18 protein-coding genes are annotated in these 20,489 nt (G+C 44.8%); 7 read left to right on the top strand and 11 right to left on the bottom strand.

From position 1 onward, the window contains the following. Nucleotides 1-4: 4 nt before the first annotated feature. A complete protein-coding gene (locus tag IE104_RS06395) occupies nt 5-667 on the bottom strand; it encodes a PepSY-associated TM helix domain-containing protein (RefSeq protein ID WP_229837650.1) in 663 nt (220 codons plus the stop codon). A 129-nt stretch (nt 668-796) separates the two neighbouring features. Then, a complete protein-coding gene (locus tag IE104_RS06390; RefSeq protein ID WP_189416836.1) occupies nt 797-3,136 on the bottom strand; it encodes a catecholate siderophore receptor Fiu in 2,340 nt (779 codons plus the stop codon). A 286-nt stretch (nt 3,137-3,422) separates the two neighbouring features. On the opposite strand from IE104_RS06390, the gene IE104_RS06385 reads away from it, so the two are divergent. Continuing rightward, a complete protein-coding gene (locus IE104_RS06385) occupies nt 3,423-4,148 on the top strand; it encodes a substrate-binding periplasmic protein (protein WP_189416832.1) in 726 nt (241 codons plus the stop codon). Here the strand turns inward: IE104_RS06385 and IE104_RS06380 are convergent. The 7 genes from IE104_RS06380 to IE104_RS06350 all read right to left on the bottom strand — a co-directional run bounded on the left by IE104_RS06380 (nt 4,145) and on the right by IE104_RS06350 (nt 10,610). Further along, the gene (locus tag IE104_RS06380) at nt 4,145-4,699 is read right to left on the bottom strand and encodes a cytochrome b/b6 domain-containing protein (RefSeq protein WP_189416830.1); all 555 of its coding nucleotides are present in this window, start codon (nt 4,697-4,699) and stop codon (nt 4,145-4,147) included. The genes IE104_RS06385 and IE104_RS06380 overlap by 4 nt on opposite strands. Next, a complete protein-coding gene (locus IE104_RS06375) occupies nt 4,696-5,379 on the bottom strand; it encodes a Fe2+-dependent dioxygenase (RefSeq protein WP_189416829.1) in 684 nt (227 codons plus the stop codon). Before IE104_RS06375 ends, IE104_RS06380 begins: the two co-directional genes overlap by 4 nt. A gap of 19 nt (nt 5,380-5,398) precedes the next feature. Further along, complete coding sequence (locus IE104_RS06370; protein WP_189416827.1) at nt 5,399-6,514, bottom strand: alpha-hydroxy acid oxidase; 1,116 nt, start codon at nt 6,512-6,514, stop codon at nt 5,399-5,401. Nucleotides 6,515-6,556: 42 nt separating this feature from the next. Beyond that, nucleotides 6,557-8,911 carry a TonB-dependent receptor gene (locus tag IE104_RS06365; RefSeq protein WP_189416826.1) on the bottom strand — a complete coding sequence of 785 codons (2,355 nt, stop codon included), beginning with the start codon at nt 8,909-8,911 and terminating at the stop codon, nt 6,557-6,559. Between the two features lie 134 nt (nt 8,912-9,045). Further along, complete coding sequence (locus tag IE104_RS06360) at nt 9,046-9,342, bottom strand: PepSY domain-containing protein (RefSeq protein ID WP_189416824.1); 297 nt, start codon at nt 9,340-9,342, stop codon at nt 9,046-9,048. A gap of 399 nt (nt 9,343-9,741) precedes the next feature. Continuing rightward, entirely contained in the window at nt 9,742-10,197 is a 456-nt protein-coding gene (locus IE104_RS06355; protein ID WP_189416823.1) for a ferritin-like domain-containing protein, read from the bottom strand. A gap of 149 nt (nt 10,198-10,346) precedes the next feature. Further along, on the bottom strand, nt 10,347-10,610 hold the full coding sequence (locus IE104_RS06350) for a hypothetical protein (protein WP_189416821.1): 264 nt from the start codon (nt 10,608-10,610) through the stop codon (nt 10,347-10,349). 292 nt (nt 10,611-10,902) lie between these two features. On the opposite strand from IE104_RS06350, the gene IE104_RS06345 reads away from it, so the two are divergent. From IE104_RS06345 to IE104_RS06335, 3 genes are read left to right on the top strand one after another with little or no spacing between them, the layout of a single operon-like run. Then, the gene (locus IE104_RS06345) at nt 10,903-11,520 is read left to right on the top strand and encodes an energy transducer TonB (protein WP_189416820.1); all 618 of its coding nucleotides are present in this window, start codon (nt 10,903-10,905) and stop codon (nt 11,518-11,520) included. 20 nt (nt 11,521-11,540) lie between these two features. Continuing rightward, nucleotides 11,541-12,269 carry a MotA/TolQ/ExbB proton channel family protein gene (locus IE104_RS06340; RefSeq protein WP_189416818.1) on the top strand — a complete coding sequence of 243 codons (729 nt, stop codon included), beginning with the start codon at nt 11,541-11,543 and terminating at the stop codon, nt 12,267-12,269. A 14-nt stretch (nt 12,270-12,283) separates the two neighbouring features. Further along, on the top strand, nt 12,284-12,694 hold the full coding sequence (locus tag IE104_RS06335; RefSeq protein ID WP_189416816.1) for an ExbD/TolR family protein: 411 nt from the start codon (nt 12,284-12,286) through the stop codon (nt 12,692-12,694). A gap of 65 nt (nt 12,695-12,759) precedes the next feature. Here IE104_RS06335 and nfuA read toward each other — a convergent pair whose 3' ends face one another. Both nfuA and IE104_RS06325 read right to left on the bottom strand, forming a co-directional pair. Beyond that, on the bottom strand, nt 12,760-13,347 hold the full coding sequence (gene nfuA, locus IE104_RS06330; protein ID WP_189416815.1) for a Fe-S biogenesis protein NfuA: 588 nt from the start codon (nt 13,345-13,347) through the stop codon (nt 12,760-12,762). 124 nt (nt 13,348-13,471) lie between these two features. Further along, nucleotides 13,472-15,460 carry a PQQ-dependent sugar dehydrogenase gene (locus IE104_RS06325; protein ID WP_189416813.1) on the bottom strand — a complete coding sequence of 663 codons (1,989 nt, stop codon included), beginning with the start codon at nt 15,458-15,460 and terminating at the stop codon, nt 13,472-13,474. Nucleotides 15,461-15,473: 13 nt separating this feature from the next. Here IE104_RS06325 and IE104_RS06320 point away from each other — a divergent pair, with 13 nt between their 5' ends. The 3 genes from IE104_RS06320 to IE104_RS06310 all read left to right on the top strand — a co-directional run bounded on the left by IE104_RS06320 (nt 15,474) and on the right by IE104_RS06310 (nt 20,444). Beyond that, nucleotides 15,474-15,998, top strand: coding sequence for a hypothetical protein (locus IE104_RS06320; protein WP_189416811.1), 525 nt, complete (start codon nt 15,474-15,476; stop codon nt 15,996-15,998). 72 nt (nt 15,999-16,070) lie between these two features. Continuing rightward, complete coding sequence (gene metH / locus IE104_RS06315) at nt 16,071-19,793, top strand: methionine synthase (RefSeq protein ID WP_189416810.1); 3,723 nt, start codon at nt 16,071-16,073, stop codon at nt 19,791-19,793. Between the two features lie 36 nt (nt 19,794-19,829). Continuing rightward, nucleotides 19,830-20,444, top strand: a complete 615-nt coding sequence (locus IE104_RS06310) for a hypothetical protein (protein ID WP_189416808.1) — start codon at nt 19,830-19,832, stop codon at nt 20,442-20,444. The last annotated feature ends 45 nt before the right edge of the window (nt 20,445-20,489 follow it).

Genomic DNA, 20,489 nt, shown 5'->3' with positions numbered 1-20,489 from the left:
TTACTCACTTATGAATTAAAAACAACATAAAAAAGATGGGTAGAACTAAACCAGAAATAACCAGCGGCCATGTTTGGCTGCGAGTATCTGCGTAACGTTGCAATAAAATAAAACCAGTTACCGAAAAAATAATGCAAGCCAATGCGAAGATATCCATAAAATATATCCATGCCTTGCCAGTATTTCTGCCCTTATGAATATCGTTAAAATAGGAAATCCAACCACGATCAGTAGATTCGTATTCAAATTCGCCCGTCTCACTATCAATGCTCAACCATGCATCACCACCGGGGCGAGCCATAGGCAAATAGATTTCAGCACCATTCACTTCAGCAGCAACGGCGCTTACATTTATTGCCTTGTGCTGTTTTAACCAATCGTGGACAGTAATAGGTAAATCAATATTTTTCTGTTCACTTTTAACCGTTAACTGCGGCAACAATTCTTCAGGAACCTGGCCGGCAATACGTACTGTTGTGGGTTTATTTTCAATCATATCCGCATGATTTAAGGTAATTCCCGTTATTGAAAACAACAGCATGCAAACAAAACAAATTGCTGAACTCATCCAATGCCATTTGCGAATAGTCATTAGATTGAGCAAAGGCTTTTTCTTGGCCTGATCAACACCAGAATTTTTATAAGGTGATTTTTTAGCGTGAGTCACATCTAATTCCGATCGCATCTTGAAAAAATATTTAAACATGTGGATGAATTTCAAATTAGAAAACCAGTTATCTAAATAGATAACCGGCTTCGTTAAAGCATTGATTAGAAAATTCCATCTCTCACAGAATTAGAACGAGAAGTTCACGCCCAAGCGCGCAGAGCGCTCAACACCCGGATAATAACGAGATACACCACTGTTTAAACTGGCGATATATTCTTCGTCAGTCAGATTCATTAAATTCAATTGCACAGTGACGTTTTTACTAATTGGATAAGAGGCCATAGCATCCACCACCCAATAATCCGGAACCTCCACCATAGAGCGTGTTGCTAATGCTGCAGCGCTGGTCAAGCTGGTACTCAATGCGGAATCCACATAACGCGCACCACCACCCAGAACAAGTCCATTACCAAAGGTGTAGCTATTCCACAAAGTGAACGTTAATTTCGGAGACCATTGAATAGTGCCGCCATCGGTACTCGCCGCTTGAGTAGCACGGTTCCCGCGGGTGATTTCCGGCTCCATGTATGCCAAGCCTGCATTAAGTTGCCAGTTTTGCATGATGATTCCTGATGCACCGAGTTCAATTCCTTGCACACGACGCTCACCTATCGCGGTGGTAGTTCCATCGGGATTTGATACAAATTCGTTGTCATTAGTGCTGCGAAATACCGCAGCAGTTAACGCAAGTTTTTCTCCAAACACATTCCATTTGGTACCGATTTCCTGATTGGTACCTTTTTGTGGATCTACATTAGGATTATTTACATTGGTAGCGCTGGTGCTCAACGAAAAATTGGAACCACCAGGTGGCAATTGCGATGTCGCATAAGACACATAGATGGAGCCATTTGCAGAAGGCTTATAAACACCACCAATTTTCCAACTCAATAGTCGATCATCTGCTTCCTGTGATGCACCTACCATGGTGCCGACAGGTATGGTTTGAACAGCCGGAGGCGTCACTGCCGTTTGACGAGTAAGTGTGTCGTAACGAGTGTGATAATTTTCAGCGCGCAGGCCAGCGCTCAGTTCCCAGTGCTCGTTAAAACTAATCGTATCCAACACATAAAAAGCTGAAGTAGTGGTTTCACCTTCGGTTTTATTTCCAGTGCGCACGACAGCCTGGAATAAATCGCCCGAGCCTGGGTTGTAAAGGTTAGCTGGTACCTGGGACGGCGAACCCGTTGGAATACCCACGGTGTAACCCAATTGGTTTTCGTAAATAAATTCGATACCACCACTCAACTCATGCTTGACGCTTCCCTGTTCAAAAGTCGCGGTCAGGTTAGTTTGGTTAGTTAAAATTTTGTTGAGTATGTCTTTGCCCTGACGCGAGCGAGAAAGTGTCCATGCGTCTGGATTAGTTGGAGGCACGAAGGTCACGGAATTGACACCTGTCAAAACCTGATCTTGTTTTGTGCGACCGTAACGGGAGGTATTTCGAATGGTCACTGTATCAGTGAGGTCGTGCTCAACACGAACGGTCACCATGTTTGCGAGTACGTCGTTGTGATCGCTAGTCGAACCGTAAAAATTGCTGGTATCTACCGGGCGCGGTTTTTGTCCGGCCAGGACACCCGTTGCAAAAATCGCGTTGTAGTAACCATCGAGGCCGATGGTAGAAATGCCCCCGTCCGGAATACCAGATTGTTGGACATTCAACAAATTGGCGTGAATGCGGGTGTCAGTGCCCAAACCTAAACCCAATGATGCAGCAAAACCCTGGTAATTATTTTCAACTTTATCGCGCCCGGCGACACCAGCATCCTGCTTAAGCAAATTCACGCGAATAGCTGAGGTTTCGCCCAGGGTTTTGTTGAGATCAAGCGTCGCACGTTTGTAATTCCCTGAACCAAGGCTCACATTTCCAGATGTGGCTTCATCCAGATTAGCCATCTTGCTACTCATATTCACGTAACCTGAGGCAGCACCACGACCGTTATCGACACCAGCCGGACCTTTTGCAATTTCTACTTGCTCGGTGTTAAAGGTATCGCGAGAAATCGATCCCAAGTCGCGAATACCGTCAACGAATATGCTGCCCTGGGTATCGAATCCACGCATAAAAATTGAATCGCCGGTCGCGGTATTACCGTTCTCACCCATTAACAAAGTGATTCCGGGAGTATTGCGGAGAGTTTCGCTTAAGCTGGTCGCCGCTTGTTGCTGGAATAGTTCTTTTTTAACAACCACGATAGTTTGCGGGGTATCAACCAAGGGTTGGGTAAACTTTGCCGAGCTGACTTTTTCGGCTTTAAAGTCAGTACTCAGGGCGTCTGCGTTTACTTTAACCGTGCTTAATTTGCTGGTTGGCTCGGCTTTCTTCTCATCTTTTTTAAGGGGTTCTGCTGCCATAGCGCCGCTTGCAACCAGCAGCATCATTGAAGATAAGGCAGATACCTTGAATTGGTATAGGCCAACATTTTTACCGGCCACAACCGAAAGTGATTTTGTTTTGCTCATACTTAGTCCCATTCCTTAAAATTGAAGATATTTAATCTCAAACATTATTGATAATCATTACTATTTAAAGTTAAAAATAAATCCCTTTCGGGATTTTTTTTCGGGCACTCAACAAACTTAAGTACCTTTTCGTTATTTTATTTCGATAATTTAACTCAAATGATAATTATTATCAATACAAATAAGAATTAATATCATTTGTGAGGATAGGAATAAAGGGACTAAAAAATGACCACAAGCACTCATTCCCTACTACACTGCAAAAAAACGCATTTAAAAACTTATAATGAAACTCTGCCTACTTCTCACCATGTTCACCCTCGCCTTGCCAAGTCTGAGTTTCGGCCAAACTCAACTTGTGCTTGGCGCGGAAGACTCCTGGCCACCCTACAGCGATAAAAATGGGGAAGGCATTTCCACCAACATTATTAAAGCCGCCTTCGCTAAAGTGGGGATCACAACCAAAATTCAAGTGCGCAACTACGCGCGCGTATTGCAGGATGTAAAAGCAGGGCTTTTGGATGCGGGTTACAACGTGACGCGCCAGCAAAATACTGAGCAAGAATTTATTTTTGGCAAAGAACCCATTTTGCAAGCTAAAGCTTATTGGTATTTTGCGAGCAAAACGAAAACAAAATTCAAAACGCCAAGCGCCCTACCCGATGGCTTTCGTGTGGGTTGCATTATTGATTACGAATATGGCGACACCTACGAACATGAACGCCAACGATTTAAGGAAGTGAAAGTACCACGGCAAGTGCAATTGATCCGCATGTTGCAACAGGGCCGAATAGACGCCGCGCTTATGTTTGAGGAGGAAGCAAACCAAACCTTGAAAGATATGGGTTTACAGCAAGACGCAATCCAAAAAGGTATGTTTAATCACACCAGTGATATTTACCTCGCCTTCTCACGCAAAAATCCTCAATCAGAAGAAAATGCGAAAAAACTCGATCAAGGAATTAAAATACTGAAAGAAACCGGGGAATATCAGCAATTGTTAAATCACTAAGAATTTGGTTTAGGTGATTTTGTGGTAATGGATTTTCGCTTACCCGTAATCATAGACAGCGGAAGATTTTCCTTGAGCCTATAACTTTCAAAAAGTGCGGCACCTAAGTGAATAAATACCAAACATAAGAGTGCGTGAGCGCACCAGCCATGTAAATCCTGAACCCAATCCTCGCCCCAGAAATAATCAATTTCTTCCATCATAAAACCGCTAATACCCAACACCAAAATGAGTAACATCATTAAAATCATGACGAGCGCCCCAAGTGGAGAATGGCCCAGGCGGTGATAATCTTCGCGTTTGATTAATGCGTGAAGATGCAACTTTAGACGGCTATAAGTTGGAAAAAAATCTGACCAGCGTGCAGCGCCTTTTGCCAAAAAGCCCCACACAAATCGAACCAACAACCAGCACACTGCAAAATAGCCAAGCCATTCGTGCCAATCTTCGCCCGTTTCATTTATCCAATAATTCGCTACAAAAACACCTGCGATAGACCAATGGAAAAGTCGAACCAGCGGATCCCATAGTATTATTTTATTGTCGTTCATGTTGTTGCCCATGCACGCAACAAGTTGTGATAAAGCCCCGTCAATTTAAGCAACTCTTTATCGCCAGCTTCTAACTTGGGCGTTAGCTTTTGAATGGTTTGATCGAGATCGAATAAAATCGCGCGTTGTTTTTCATCGCGCACGTAACTCTCAACCCAAAAAAACGATGCGAAACGCGCGCCTTGGGTAACAGGATTTACGCGATGCTCAAAACCCGAGGAATAAAGCACCATATCGCCTGCGGCCAGCTTGATTCCTTCGCCACCCAAGACACCGTCAATTTCCAATTCACCGCCAACATATTCGTTGGGCTCAGATAAAAACAGCGTGGCTGATAGATCTCCACGCACACTCAAATTGGTGCCAGGCACAGGCATAATCGCACTATCAATATGAGTGCCGTAGGTACCACCGTTGGTGTAACAATTGAACTTGGGTGGATATATTTTTCCAGGCAGCGCCGCAGAAATAAATAAAGAATGTTGGCCCAGTTTACGCAAAATGTGATTACGTAAACTTGTAGCTAATTCTGATGCGTCATCGAGCTGTAAATTTTGTTTTGCCGACCGCGCCAGACTCCCCGCAGTTTTAACGCCGGGTTCCCAAGCGGCCTGCTCCATGTGCGAACGGAATTGCTTTACTTCATCTTTGCTTAAAAGGTTTTCAATAATCAGTAGCACCGGCCAGCTCCCATAATTTTCACGCCGATTGCAAGCGTGTATTGCGAATATCATCCAAGGTTGCACAACCTGTTTGCGCCATGCAAAGCTCCAATTCTTCGCGCAGCAATCGCAACATATGCGCAACGCCGAGCGCTCCTGCAACACTGAGCGCATAAACTTGCAAGCGCCCAATTAATACTGCATCCGCACCCAATGCAATGGCCTTAAAAATATCCAGGCCTGAACGAATACCACTATCAAACAATACCGGATAATCATCACCCACTGCTGCGCGAATAGCAGCAAGGCAATCAAGACTTGCGGGTGCGCCATCCAAACTGCGACCACCGTGATTAGAAACAACAATACCGGCAGCGCCCACATTTTTTAGCTTTAAAGCATCTACTGGATGCAATACACCTTTCACAATTACGGGCAAATTAGTTTCACTGATTAACCATTCCAAATCAGCCCATGTAGGAGCTTCACGCATAGCACCTTGGAAAATCCGGCTTTCATTTGCAGCAATTTCTGCAGACGGATTTATTTCATAGTGCTGCACGTTTACTGCAACACATTCATCAGGCATTTTAAATTGTGCGCGCAAAGCACCCAGGCTCGGCATGCGAATGGATGCATCCACCGTAACAACCAAGGCGCTGTAACCGGCAGTTTCTGCGCGGCGAACCAAATCGAGCGTTGCTTCGAGTTTCGGTTGAAAATATAACTGAAACCATTTTGCTTCTGCGCCAGTAGCGGCAATAGTTTCTAAACTTTGGGTAGCAAGAGTGCTGCTAATAAAACAGCTTTGCATAGCTTCTGCTGCGCGTGCGCTTTCAATCTCACCCAGTGGGTGTGCGAGTTTTTGATAAGCCACAGGTGCAAGAAAAATGGGATGTGCGTATTCGCGATTTAATAAATTAAAACCTGTATGCCCTTTGGTCACATCACACAAAATACGCGGACACACCGCCCATTTATTAAATGCAGCGAGATTGCTTGCAAGAGTTTGATCGCGGCCACTACCGCCTGCGATATATTCATAGTTCGGCGCTGCAATAAAACGCCGCGCCAGATATTCGTAATCCTGTGCGGATTGGATATCAGCGGGAATGTAATTTAACGGCGACAATAATTGCTGTTTTTCGCTCATAAAAAAAGCCGGGCTAAGCCCGGCTCTCTGGTCAACTGGGGATTAGAAATTGTAGTTTACCGTAACACGTGTTGTACGTGCATCGCCTTTATAAACAAAGGAGCCAGAACGGTAAGCTGCAAGGTAATAATCCTTGTCAGTTGCGTTACCAATGTTCAAACGTAGATCCAGGTTTTTGCTGAAATCGTAGGTCGCGAACAAATCAAACACTGAATAAGCTGGAATGGGTTGCGCGTAGTAATAATTACCCGTTGCAGCCAGTGTGGTGTAAACAGCTGCTGTATCAGGCTGACCCGCGAACTTTTTACCTTCATATTTCCATGCACCGCCCAAGCTGAATTTCTCGGTGAATTGATATTTCAATTGTACGTTTACAGACAAGTCAGCAAAGTTACTGATGGTTTTACCCACGTTAGCAGCAGTTGCGGATTCCAATACTTCTGCATCCATATAAGTAATACCCGCTTGGGTAGTTAACTTATCAGTAACTTGACCGCTAGCACCAAACTCGATACCGCGAACACGAATCTCGCCCGTATTGAAAGTACCTACTGAATCGTAGTTAGCACCTTCCATTACGTCAGATTTTGTTACCTGGAAAATAGCACCGGTCAACAATAAGGTTTCATCAAATAGATTCCACTTGGTGCCCAATTCGTAATTGTCTGAGCGCTCTGGTTTTGCACCGGCAACGCTACCGTTATAAATCACAGTGCCGCCGTAACCGCTGCTGGTGCCTACGTCAGATTCACCGCCGTTAATGTCAGCTGCAGTTGACCAGGTAAAATACACATTGCCAACATCATTGATGTCATAGACCACACCCAAGTGACTGTTGGTCAAGGTGTCTGAGTAATCGTATTTAGCTTTAACAAGCGCAGCAGATTGCGTGCCCAAATCAAAATCAAATCTATCTGCACGAATACCTGCAAACACGCTCCACTGATCGTTCAGATCAACAGTATCCATAATCGACAATGATTTTGCCTTTACCGCCCAATCAGTGTCCCAAGTGCTTTTGGTAATGTTGCGGTTCATTACTTTATTAATGTTGGCAATTTCTTTGCCGGATTTATCAATTACACACCAGCCATTTGCCGCTGCAACGTTGGAGGTAAAACAATTTTGACCAGAGTTGGTCACGGTGTAGTTGCCGTTCAATACAGCATGATCAGTATATTCAGCACCGATAATAAATTCGTGTTTTAAGCCACCGATTTCTTTATCAATAAACAAATTGGTTTGGTTGGCAAAGTAATCAACTTCTTGCCAACCCTGGTGAGTACTCAGAGTTACAGTCGAGTAAGCACCGTTTGGATCTTTAGCATTAGTAGTCGCAGCACGCGCACCAGTCGCAACATATCCGTTATCAGAAGTACCTTTACGAGTGATGTTGGTAATGCGCAAATCTGAATTGAAACGATATTTCAAACGCGCAGTAAGTGTATCCACATCAGACTCAAGGAAATCTTGTTTCTGTGCGTAAACCGGAGCATCGTCAGCAGGTTTACGGTTGGGAACATTACCCACCAAATAGCTGCCCAAATCCGGATTATCTTTTGCGTCCAAGCCGTAATAATCCAGAGTCATTTCAAACTCTTCAGTTGGATTGTAGAAGCCGGAAACTGCAACGCCTTTACGCTCGCGATACGCAGGATCACGATCAGGTACATCTTCTTTTGCCGTTAATAAATTCGCGCGAATCGCTAATTCATCGGTCAACGCCTGATTGCTATCCAAAGTAACACGGTGATAACCATCAGTACCTACGCCAGCAGTTAAACTGGTGTAATCATAATCAGCTGTCGCTTGTTTGGTGATGGCATTTACCGCACCGCCCGAACTACCACGGCCAGCAAAACTTGAGTTAGGACCTTTGGTAATTTCAAGTTGTTCTACTGCGAAACTTTCACGAGTCGTCATGCCTGGATCACGCAAGCCATCAACGAAAATATCGCTGCGCACTTCCTGGCCGCGAATAATATAACGGTCACCGAAGGCATTGCCGTTTTCACCAGTACCTAAAGTAATACCGGGTTGTGCATCGAGAATTGCGCGCAAATCTGTGTAACCAGATTCTTCAATTTCTGCTTTGGTCAAGACAGTAATATTTTGTGGAGTTTCAGCAATCGGACGAGTATGACGCTCATCACCAGAGAGTTGTGCTTTGTAAGGAACACCGGGTTGTGCATTTGGATTTGCTTCAAGTGCAGTCGCTTGAACTTTTACAGTGTTCAATACTTTTTTGCTTTCTGCTTGATCTTTAGTTGCTTTAGCTTCTTCTGCAACTGCGCCTAAAGGCAACAACATTGCAGCGGCAATACTCAAAGCAAGGCTGCTTTTAACCATTGATGGTTTTGCTGCGTCAAGGTTAAATTTTGAACTCTGATTCTTCATTCTAACTACCTGATAGTAAGTGTGTGTATTTCTTTTGAAGCTTCTATTGAGAGAAATTTCTATCAAGAGAAGCATTCTTGTTGAGCTAGTAATTTCTGCCTATAAATTTTGCTGGGCACTGAGCCTGCGCCTAATCAATCTCTAAATTTCTTTTTAACAATTTCGCCAGTAACTGGATTGAAATAGACTTCAATTTCTTCGAATTTTTTGCCATCTTTGCTTAAGCCCCAGCCGTAAATTTCGTAGCAGCTGCCCGACTCCTGGAATTTTTTAATGGCGAAACCATATTCGTTAACGATTTTCTTTTGTATCTCGAGTGGGTGTAACCATTGAGTTTTAGGTTTATCCGTGCACTCCATATCCGCATGAGCAAACACCTGCGCACTTGCAAAAAGGCTTAAACCAACAGCGATAGACATAAATTTTTTCATGGAGCCCGCTCCCAATAAGAGTTTGAATAAGTGAATGTGGCGCGACTAATAAGTAGAAGATGCCAAATGCTCTCCAGTAGCAAACGCCTTAAAGTAACAAATGACTTATATTGACCAAAAGCAAGATATTTCAAATGAAACAGATTCTCATTATTATCATTGAGCGGCAAAACCCTGTCAAGACTTGAGATGCCACAAATCCTGGAGAAGATGAACCGTCCATTTATATAGACAGTGATCCAAGCGGGATAAGCGCACTCGCCCACCAATGAATTTGCTATGGCGAGAAGCTAGCTGTCGTGAGCTGGAGAGATCAAAAGTTGAGCTGGAGGTAAAGGCAGGAAAATAAGGACTTTGCCGCAATCCTTTGCAGCGCAATGAGTAACTTGTAGATAAGGATCAAGATTGAAAGGCAGCGATTTCACCGGGACGACGCAGCATTTTGTCGACCTCATCAAGATGAAGCTCTTCCTGCACGATCATTTCACGTGCATATTCTTCAAGTAAAATGGATTTGCCCTCTGCGATTCTTAACAGCTCGTAATAGGACTTGATCGCAGAGGTTTCATGCTCCAGGCTTTCGCGCAGAATATCGCCAATATCATGTTTTTCTGTTTCCAGCAGGGAACCGATTTTTAACGATGGATGCCCGCCTAACAAGGTAAGCAACTCCCCCGCTCTGTGCGCGTGTACAAGGCTTTCATCAGCATTTCCTTTTAACCATGAAACTATAGGAATGCGATTGTAGCCAAACACCATTAACGAATAATGCGTGTATTTCACCACGCCAGCCAATTCCGTTTCCATAATGCGATTTAAGGCTTTAATCGCTTCAACTTTATCTGCTTCGTTCATATCAGTACCCTCATCGAATAAAAATGTAACGCCCTGTTTATGCAGAAAACGAAACATTATTGTTCAATACAGGAGAGATGTCATCCACACAATTTCAGAATTATCCACGCGTTAAAACAAGCCTTTTTATGTAGGTGTACATGCATCCCTTATTGACGCAAATTCCTGTGATGCGGGCTAATTCCCAACTCTTCCTGAAGGAACTGTAATCCCAGTGACAGACCGTAGCTGCTTAAATACACCTTGGGATTTCCCACCAGGCCCAGCACGTCCGATTCATTTATACGCGTTTTCATTTCCTTGCTGATTCTTTCTGCCAAGGCGATAGATCCGAATCGCCGGGCCAGAAAAACAAAAAGCTCTTCCTGAAAATCCTCAAACTTTAGCTCTCGACCACTCGTAGCTTCGCGCATAGAAAAACCCTCTTGTGATATCAACGCCCATATTAATAAGAATAATTCTCATTTAAGACAAAGCTAACACAAGGTTTCTGATCAAAACAAGCATTATTGAGAATAATTATCATTAAACCCAAAGAGAGCGATTACGCAAGAGGGAACTAAGCGTTTGTATAAATGACTTATGTCTGAGCATTGGGCTATGGGGGTAGGCCTGGCTAGGGACCAACGGAAATAGATTGCAGTGACGAATGATAAATATTATCATTTGCAGCATAGACCTTTTGCTTTCCAGTATCCGCTATTAATGAAATCCAAATACGCTGCTCATTACTCCTTATTAATTGTGGTGCTAGTCCACTTCGCAGTTTTAGGCGCCGTGCTTCTTGCTCGTCAAGCTGCTGCGCCAGTGGTGATTGAACTACCTACAATTCAGGGAATGATCGTATCCAGCGAGCCAGTTACCAAGCCGCTTGAGCCAACGCCTCCCCCGCCGCCAGAGCAAAAGCCCGTAGTAGCTCCCAAAATTCCTTTACCCAAAGCGCCCGCATCAGATCGTGCTATTCAACAGGAAGCACAGCCAGAGCCCGCGCCGCCAGTAGATAATCCGGTGAAATCTGCCGAGCCAACGTCGGCGCCGGTTGTTCCACCCCAGGCAGATGCAAGCCATCTCAATAACCCCGCTCCCGTCTACCCCACCCAATCGCGCCGGTTGCGTGAGCAAGGAACCGTAGTGCTGGAAGTCTTGGTTAAGGCAGACGGCAGCTTGGGCGATCTTCGTTTGAAAACGTCCAGCGGCTCTGACCGTTTGGATGAAGCAGCACTGCGCGCCGTTAAAAATTGGCATTTCGTTCCAGCCAAACGCGGGAGCGAATCTATAGATTTTTGGTATGAATTACCGATTGAATTTTCACTTAACAGATAAATGTAGTTAACGAGGCAACTATGAACTCTCCCTATGGTATAGCGTCCATCTGGCTCCAGGGCGATGCGGTTATCAAAACCGTTGCGATTATTTTATTTCTTATGTCTATTGTGAGTTGGTTTGTCATCGTTTTGCGCACATGGGGATTGGCGCGACTTCGCAAACCAAACCAGGCGCTCTCGGATTTTTGGCACGCGCAAAGCTTTGCCGAAGGCTTGCATGTGTTAGGTACTGATCGCAACGATAACCCCTATCGTCATTTGGCTGAAGAAGGCCAGGCTGCCCTCGACCATCACCAAAACCACAAGACCGACTTGCACGGCAACTTGCCACTATCTGATTGGCTTACGGCGTGTTTGAAAGATTCAATTGACCAAAGCACCGATAAATTACAACGCGGCCTGGCTGTACTTGCCTCCGTGGGTTCAACAGCGCCTTTCGTGGGTTTATTCGGTACGGTTTGGGGCATTTACCATGCGCTGGTTAGCATTGGCGTAAACGGTTCAGCAAGCATCGACAAAATTGCAGGCCCGGTAGGCGAAGCATTGATCATGACGGCTTTCGGTTTGGTAGTAGCGATTCCCGCTGTGCTTGGTTACAACGCCATCAACCGCGGCAACCGCACGGTAAGCGCCAAACTCAACCGCTTCGCACACCAATTACATGCTTATTTCCTAACGGGTGCACCGCCAGCCAGCAGCAAAACCAACGGCGCCCTGGTCAAATCCATTCGCTCAAAAGCTGAATAATTCAGGAGACGATCATGGCCTTTGGTAGTGATTTTGAAGACGATAAAGACATGAGTGACATCAACATGACGCCCCTGGTGGATGTGATGTTGGTGTTGCTGATTATTTTTATTATTGCCGTACCGGTTATCACCCATTCGGTAAAAGTGGATTTACCGCGTGCCGATAACACCCTGAATGACATTAAACCGGAAACCATTAACTTAACGGTTACCGCCGATGGCAAGATTCACTGGAACGAAACGGATATCACCGAGCAGGAATTGCAGTCTCGCTTAAGCGCTGAATCCACTAAACAGCCTCAACCCGAAATTCATATTCGCGGTGATCGCAAAGTAGCCTACGAACACGTTATGAAAGTCATGGCGAGCGTACAGCGGGCGGGAATTTTAAAGCTGGGGTTTGTTAGTGAGCCAGGGCAGTAAAGCTCGGACATCCAAAAACAAAAACCGCCAAAAGGCGGTTTTTTTATGGTAGAAATCGAAGCTATTTACATGTAAGCGTTAGTACGATCCGAATGGTCGGTCACATCGCGGATGCCTTTCAATTCAGGCAACTTATCCATCAGCTGCACTTCAATACCTTGCTTAAGGGTAATGGCTACTGAACCACAGCCTTGGCAACCGCCGCCAAATTTCAAAATAGCGTACATATCATCGGTAACTTCAACCAAGCTAACGTTACCGCCGTGGGATGCCAGGCTTGGGTTTACGTCGTTATACAGAACATAGTTGATGCGATCTTCCAGCGGGCTATCGGCATTCACTTGCGGCATTTTGCTGTTAGGCGCACGAATAGTGAGCTGGCCACCCATACGATCTGCTGAATAATCTACTTTTGCGTCTACCAAAAATGGCAAACTGCGGCCTTCAAAATACGCTTTAAAGCCTTTTAGCTCGACAATTTCATCATCCGGCTTTTCTTCACCGGGGCGACAATAGGCAATGCAGGTTTCCGCCTGTGAGGTGCCCGGGTTGGCCACAAACATGCGTATGCCAATGTTTTCATTGTCTTTTTGCTTGTCCAGCAAGCCTCTCAAGTAATCCTGTGCTGATTCTGTAATATCAACATTTACCATGTTTACGCCACTCTCTCTGCCGGTTTGCGGGGCTTGATACGCCCGCAAACTTATACCTGATTAAATTACTCAGGTATTCTACTGCAATCGTCTTCAGAGATAAACGCCAAAAAAACTATGGTTATTATTGATCCGCCCCACAGGTCTGCAAGCTCGTAATCCACTCACTTACAACTTGTACCGCTTGGGTATCTATAACCGAATGCGCCAAAGGCGGCATTTGGGTGTTATCTGTGGTCTGCATACGCTTCAATAAAATGGATTTTTGGGGGTCGCCAGCGGCCACAATTTTCGCATTAACAATTCCCAGGTCACCTGCTGTTGGCGCTATGTTGCAGACTTTCATCTGCGTTAGTGAGGCAGTTATCCGCAAATCAATATTCACCGGCGCGGGACCATTGGGTTGATGACAATTGGCGCAATTGGTGTGTAGATAGCTGCGCGCTTTTTGCGAACTGGTAGCTTGGGTATCGCTGAGCGAATATAGTTTTTCGGTTTTTTGTTCACTCGTTAATGGCGAAGAAAACATTCCAATGTGCGCCAGCGTGGTGAGTTGATTAGCGGTTTTTTGAGTTGCTGGATAAAGCAAATCGCTATTCAATTGTTTCGTTTCCAGCCCCAACGAAAAACCTGCTGCTGAGGTATGGCATTCCAGGCATTGCCCCGCGCTGGGAAAATGCCAATTAACATTGTTTACGAGTTTGTCTTTCGCACCGCTTAACAAAGTTGCTTCGGTTTGCGCATCATTCCATTCGTAACTGAAACCCTGCCAACCAGTTTTGCTGTGTGTAAATAAACGTGTCTCTACAAATTTTTCACCGAATTTAAAATGCTTCATTAACACGGAGCCGATGGGGAAATTAAAATCGCCATTACTCGCCACGGTGATCTGAGTATTATTGGGCAAACTTAAATAACGTTGTTTATCGGCACCGTCGGACCAGAGCGGACTATTGACTGCGTAGGGAATTAATCCGCTGGCTGCTTCTATCGGTTTAGTTTTAGTTACGCAACCCGTATCTGATAATTTATTTGCCATGGAACCCGCTTGTGTATTCACAGAAGCCGCTTGTAATTTATAAATTTGCTGACCAGATGAGCCCTGCCCGATCGCCAATAATTCACCTTGGTTATCTTGCGCAAACGAAACAATGCTTACCGGAAAACTGCCATAAGATGCATGTTTTAAGGTGTTATCTGCATTTTGGGTAATGGACCTTATGGTGTGCTCACAATAATCTGTGTAAAAATATTTTCCGTAGGCTGCCGAATAAATTGCACCGCGGTAAACATAACCACCTATCACCGAACACGCGCCCGAATTCTGGCTTATTGCATAAAGCGGTTTTATTTTATTAGCGGTTGAACACTGCGGCCGTCCGCTGTAACAGGAATCGCCTTCCATCTCACCCCAACCATAATTTCCGCCGCGGGTGATTAGATTAATTTCTTCCCACGCGCTCTGGCCAACATCACCTACCCACAAATCATTAGTCGTTTTATCGAAGCTGAATCGCCAGGGGTTGCGCAAACCGTAAGCCCAAATTTCTGCTCGCGCATTGGGGGTGTTTGCAAAAGGATTGTCAGCCGGGATCGCGTAATTTTTTCCGTTTTCAGTTTTATCGACATCAATGCGTAAAATTTTCCCTAGCAATTCATTTAGATTTTGCCCCATATTCAAGGGGTCACCGCCGGAGCCGCCATCACCAGAAGCAATATACAAATAGCCCTGCTGATCAAAGGCTATTTGGCCACCCAAATGGTTTCCAAACGGACGGTTGAATCGCAAAATAATTAATTCAGATGCAAGATCAAACATACCATTAGTTTGCACCTTGTAACGCGCAATTCGCGTTTCAATATCGTTATTCGCCGAGCGCCCGGTGTAATACAAAAATACGTAGCGGTTGTTAATAAAATCTGGATGAGGCGCAACACCAAGAAGCCCCATTTCGTTAGCGCCGGAGTCGACTTTACTATCGATATTCAACACTTCTGTTAATTGATTGGCCGATGCAATATTGTCAAACCGCAATATATAGCCAGCCTGGCGCGCAACATACCAATGGGAAGTATCCCCGGGTAATTGAAACAAAGTGGACGGCGCACTCACGGAGGGTAATGCCGTGAAAGCCCTTACCCAACTAATTGCACCCGAATTGTCGCTGACCGGTTCCGGAGCCAAACAACTTGTGTTGGAGGGGCGCGAATCAAGGCCCACTATTGCGGCAGGGCTGCTGGATGATGAGGACGTCTGTGCGGCGGAGCTTTGGCTAGATGATGAGCTAACCGCCGGTACGCTGGATATTTGTGGAGGAGCAGAAGTATTCGAGCCACCGCCACCACAGGCTGCGACGATTAAACAGGCAAACCCCAACAGTAGATTGCGCAACAAGCTCATATTCACCTCTAATCCTTCACTGTGCCAAGGCGCTTTAAAATTGCCACGCTCTGGTCACTACGGCTGGTTAAATGAAATTATATTGTCGCCTATTCTTGATTATTTACTGTACGTTAACGCCCTTTCGCATCTCACATCCACGCAGATGTTCGTCACAAACCAGCAAGTTCAGCCATTAGGGATTAAGCTTAATCCTAGCTATTTAACGTCCGGCGGGTTTTTAGTCGCCCAGCCAGTGCAGGTCTGGTAGAATTCGCGCCATTTTCTCTATATCAATAACTTTTGATATAGATTTCAAAGTATATGATCTGAAAGGTTTTCCATGAGCAATCACGCACGCCAAGCCCGTATCCACAATCTTCACGAAGCTATCAAGCAGCGCATTCTGATTTTGGATGGAGCCATGGGCACCATGATCCAAAGTTATAAATTGCAGGAAGCGGATTATCGTGGCGAGCGTTTTGCCAATTACCACATGGATATCGCAGGCAATAACGATTTGTTGTCCATTACCAAACCAGAAGTCATCCGCGAAATTCAACGCAGCTATTTGGAAGCCGGTGCAGATATTTTAGAAACCAACACCTTCAACTCTACACGCATTTCCATGGCCGATTACGACATGGAAGATTTAACGCACGAGTTGAATTTTGCCTCTGCGAAATTGGCCCGCGAATTATGCGATGAAATGACGGCAAAAAATCCAGCCAAACCGCGCTTTGTTGCTGGCGTACTTGGCCCAACCAGTCGCACTTGCTCTATTTCGCCTGACGTAAACGATCCCAGCGCGCGCAACGTTACTTTTGATGAGCTGGTAGAAAACTATCTGGAATCCATTGATGGCTTAGTCGAGGGCGGCGCGGATATTTTATTGATCGAAACTATTTTCGATACGCTCAACGCTAAAGCCGCTGTGTTTGCCGTGAAAAAATATTTTGACGATCACGGTTTTGAATTGCCGATTATGATTTCTGGCACCATTACTGATGCCTCTGGCCGCACACTTTCAGGCCAAACGACTGAAGCATTTTATAATTCACTCGCTCACGCCAAACCACTCAGCATGGGCTTGAACTGTGCACTCGGCGCAAAAGAATTGCGTCAATATGTGCAAGAAATGTCTCGCGTGGCAAATTGTTTTGTCAGCGCACACCCCAATGCGGGCTTGCCAAACGAATTCGGTGAATATGATCAAACTGCGCAAGAAATGGTAGAGATTGTTGAAGAGTTTGCGGCGAGTGGATTCTTAAATATTATCGGCGGCTGTTGCGGTACATCTCCTGCACATATCAAAGCCATTGCAGATGCGGTTGCAAAATATCCACCACGTAAAATTCCTGATATTGAACCCGCATGCCGCTTGTCCGGTTTGGAACCTTTCAACATTCTGGCAGATTCATTATTCGTAAACGTCGGCGAACGCTGCAACGTTACCGGCTCTGCGCGTTTCAAAAAATTAATCGTAGAAGAAGATTACTCCACCGCACTCGAAGTTGCCTTGGAGCAAGTTGAAAACGGCGCGCAGATTATCGACATCAACATGGACGAAGGCATGTTAGATGCCGAAAAAGCCATGGTGAAATTTTTAAACCTGATTGCGGGCGAACCCGATATTTCGCGCGTGCCCATCATGGTGGATTCATCCAAATGGGAAGTAATTGAAGCCGGTTTAAAATGCATTCAAGGCAAACCCATTGTTAACTCCATTAGCCTGAAAGAAGGCGAAGAAGAATTCTTACACAAAGCAAAATTGTGTATGCGTTACGGCGCCGCCGTTGTGGTCATGGCGTTTGATGAAACCGGCCAGGCTGATACCCAAGCACGCAAACGTGAAATCTGCGAACGCTCCTATCGCACATTGGTGGATAAATTAAATTTCCCACCGGAAGATATTATTTTCGACCCGAATATTTTTGCTGTCGCAACAGGTATTGAAGAACACAACAATTACGCGGTGGACTTTATTGAAGCCACGCGCTGGATTCGTGAAAACCTTCCGCATGCTGGCATTAGCGGCGGCGTATCAAACGTATCCTTTTCGTTCCGCGGCAACAATCCTGTGCGTGAAGCTATCCACTCGGTATTTTTGTACCACGCAATTAAAGCGGGCATGAACATGGGTATCGTTAACGCCAGCCAATTGGCGGTGTATGACGATTTACCACAGGAATTAAAAGACAAAGTTGAAGACGTAATTCTTAACCGCCACGCGGGCGGCACAGAAGCTTTGTTAGACATTGCAGAAAAATATCGCGGCGACGGTTCAACCGGCGAAGTAAAAGAAGATGCTGAATGGCGTTCATTACCTATCGCAAAACGCATCGAACATGCCTTGGTAAAAGGTATTTCGCTACACATTGAAGCCGACACCGAAGAAGCGCGCCAACACTACCCTCGCCCGCTCGATGTAATCGAAGGCCCACTGATGGATGGCATGAATGTGGTTGGTGATTTATTCGGTGCAGGTAAAATGTTTTTGCCGCAAGTGGTTAAATCCGCACGAGTAATGAAGCAATCCGTTGCATATTTACAGCCCTTTATCGAAGCCGAAAAAACTGAAGCCTCAAAGCCCAATGGCAAAATTTTAATGGCGACCGTTAAAGGCGACGTGCATGACATCGGCAAAAACATTGTCGGCGTTGTATTGCAGTGCAACAACTTTGAAGTTGTTGACCTTGGAGTAATGGTACCTTGCGATAAAATTATCGACACAGCTATAGAACAAAACTGCGACATTATTGGCTTATCAGGTTTGATTACCCCATCGCTCGACGAAATGGTTTTTGTTGGCCGCGAAATGGAACGCCGTGGCATTAATAAACCGCTCATGATCGGTGGTGCAACAACATCCAAAGCGCACACCGCGGTAAAAATTGATCCAGCATTTAAACTCAACCAGGTTGTTTACGTTGCAGACGCCTCGCGCGCCGTAGGTGTTGCAAGTACGCTGTTATCAGATGAACTACGCCCCGCTTTTGTAGAAAAATTAAAAGTGGAATATGCGGATGTACGCGAACGCAACGCCAATCGCAAACCACGCGGCACAGTACGCACCTACCCCGAAGCTATCGCCAAAGGTTTAAAACTCGATTGGGATAATTACACTCCTCCCAAACCAGCATTTACCGGTATCAAAGTATTCGAAAATTACGATTTAAATACACTCGTTGATTTTATCGACTGGACACCATTTTTTATCAGCTGGGATCTCGCTGGAAAATATCCTAAGATTTTAGAAGATGAAGTCGTCGGTGCAGCAGCGCGCGATTTGTTTGCAGACGCACAAAAAATGCTGCGCAAACTTATCGACGAAAAATGCATCAGTGCCAACGGTGTTATCGGCTTCTGGCCAGCCAACACCGTAAATCACGATGACATAGCGGTATACGATGCAGACGGAAAACAAATCTCCACCTTGCACCACATTCGTCAGCAACATTTAAAACAAGGCATGGAAACCAAACCACATTTCTCACTCGCGGATTTTGTCGCACCAAAAGAAACTGGTAAAAAAGATTACATTGGTGGCTTTGCGGTAACAGCAGGTATAGGTGCAGAAGAACTTGCCAAGGCTTACCAAAATGTCGGCGACGATTACAGCAGCATTATGGTGAAAGCCCTTGCAGATCGCTTGGCAGAAGCTTTTGCAGAACATTTGCATCAACGTGTGCGTAAAGAGTTCTGGGGTTATGACCGCGAGGAAAATCTTTCTAACGAAGATTTAATTAAAGAACAATACAAAGGCATCCGCCCTGCTCCGGGTTATCCTGCGTGTCCAGATCACACTGAGAAAACGCAATTGTTTGAGCTGTTGAATGCTACTGCAAATACTGGCATTACCTTAACCGAACATTTCGCAATGTTGCCGACTGCTGCGGTTTCGGGTTGGTATTTTGCGCATCCTGAATCTGTTTATTTCCCAACGGGGAAAATTGAGAAGGATCAGGTGGAGAGTTTGGCGGAACGTAAGGGGATTAGTTTGCAGGAAATTGAGAGATGGTTGAGTCCGGTATTGGCTTATGAGCCTGAAATTGTTGTAGGGTAATAAAAAGCTATTTACCGCTAAAAAGGAAGATGTAGCATGACTGAATCTAATAATTTACTACAGGATACATCTGATCTATACGGTGACGAAATTATATTCGTATTAGAAAACCTTAGAGTCAATCCGAATGACTTTTGGTCAAGGTCGTTAATTAGGCTATGCATTTCTTTATTTGAAGCGGAAGTATTTATATTAAAGAAAAACTTATTGAAATATTGCAAAGAATATAATGTTCCAATTAAGCCAGAGATATCAACGTTATTGGCAGGCATCAAGTACGAAATCAATGATAACGGGAAAGTAGCTGAACGTTATTTTCAGATTAAAATGGTAAGCGACATCAAGTTTGTATTTGATCAATTAAGAGGAATTCGGGGATTTACATTGAAAAATAAGTTTTCCGATTCTAGATGGCAATGTATGGAAAAAACGGTAAAAGTGAGAAATAGATTAGTCCATCCCAAATTAATTGAAGAACAAATAGTTAGTGAAATTGAAGTAAACGATTGTATGTCGGCATATTGGTGGTTTTCAGAGAACATTAATCATATAGCCGAACAGGAACTTAATTTTTTAGAGCAAGAAACAACAAACCTAAAGAGCAAACTGAAAAAGCTACAATTAGACATAACTAAACGCCAACGCTCTTAACCATTGCAATCACCTATTTTGATGCACGGGTAACTTTATTTACCA

The sequence above is a fragment of the Cellvibrio zantedeschiae genome, from assembly GCF_014652535.1.
GTDB lineage: Bacteria > Pseudomonadota > Gammaproteobacteria > Pseudomonadales > Cellvibrionaceae > Cellvibrio > Cellvibrio zantedeschiae.
This window is presented reverse-complemented; position numbering and strand designations above follow the sequence as displayed.

Bases quoted from the DNA above. Each gene is read 5' to 3' on its own strand.
- IE104_RS06345 (WP_189416820.1), top strand. From the start codon at position 10,903: ATGAAATCCAAATACGCTGCTCATTACTCCTTATTAATTGTGGTGCTA.
- IE104_RS06365 (WP_189416826.1), bottom strand. From the start codon at position 8,911: ATGAAGAATCAGAGTTCAAAATTTAACCTTGACGCAGCAAAACCATCA.
- IE104_RS06385 (WP_189416832.1), top strand. From the start codon at position 3,423: ATGAAACTCTGCCTACTTCTCACCATGTTCACCCTCGCCTTGCCAAGT.
- IE104_RS06310 (WP_189416808.1), top strand. From the start codon at position 19,830: ATGACTGAATCTAATAATTTACTACAGGATACATCTGATCTATACGGT.
- IE104_RS06335 (WP_189416816.1), top strand. From the start codon at position 12,284: ATGGCCTTTGGTAGTGATTTTGAAGACGATAAAGACATGAGTGACATC.
- IE104_RS06390 (WP_189416836.1), bottom strand. From the start codon at position 3,136: ATGAGCAAAACAAAATCACTTTCGGTTGTGGCCGGTAAAAATGTTGGC.
- IE104_RS06370 (WP_189416827.1), bottom strand. From the start codon at position 6,514: ATGAGCGAAAAACAGCAATTATTGTCGCCGTTAAATTACATTCCCGCT.
- metH (WP_189416810.1), top strand. From the start codon at position 16,071: ATGAGCAATCACGCACGCCAAGCCCGTATCCACAATCTTCACGAAGCT.
- nfuA (WP_189416815.1), bottom strand. From the start codon at position 13,347: ATGGTAAATGTTGATATTACAGAATCAGCACAGGATTACTTGAGAGGC.
- IE104_RS06380 (WP_189416830.1), bottom strand. From the start codon at position 4,699: ATGAACGACAATAAAATAATACTATGGGATCCGCTGGTTCGACTTTTC.
- IE104_RS06340 (WP_189416818.1), top strand. From the start codon at position 11,541: ATGAACTCTCCCTATGGTATAGCGTCCATCTGGCTCCAGGGCGATGCG.
- IE104_RS06350 (WP_189416821.1), bottom strand. From the start codon at position 10,610: ATGCGCGAAGCTACGAGTGGTCGAGAGCTAAAGTTTGAGGATTTTCAG.
- IE104_RS06360 (WP_189416824.1), bottom strand. From the start codon at position 9,342: ATGAAAAAATTTATGTCTATCGCTGTTGGTTTAAGCCTTTTTGCAAGT.
- IE104_RS06355 (WP_189416823.1), bottom strand. From the start codon at position 10,197: ATGAACGAAGCAGATAAAGTTGAAGCGATTAAAGCCTTAAATCGCATT.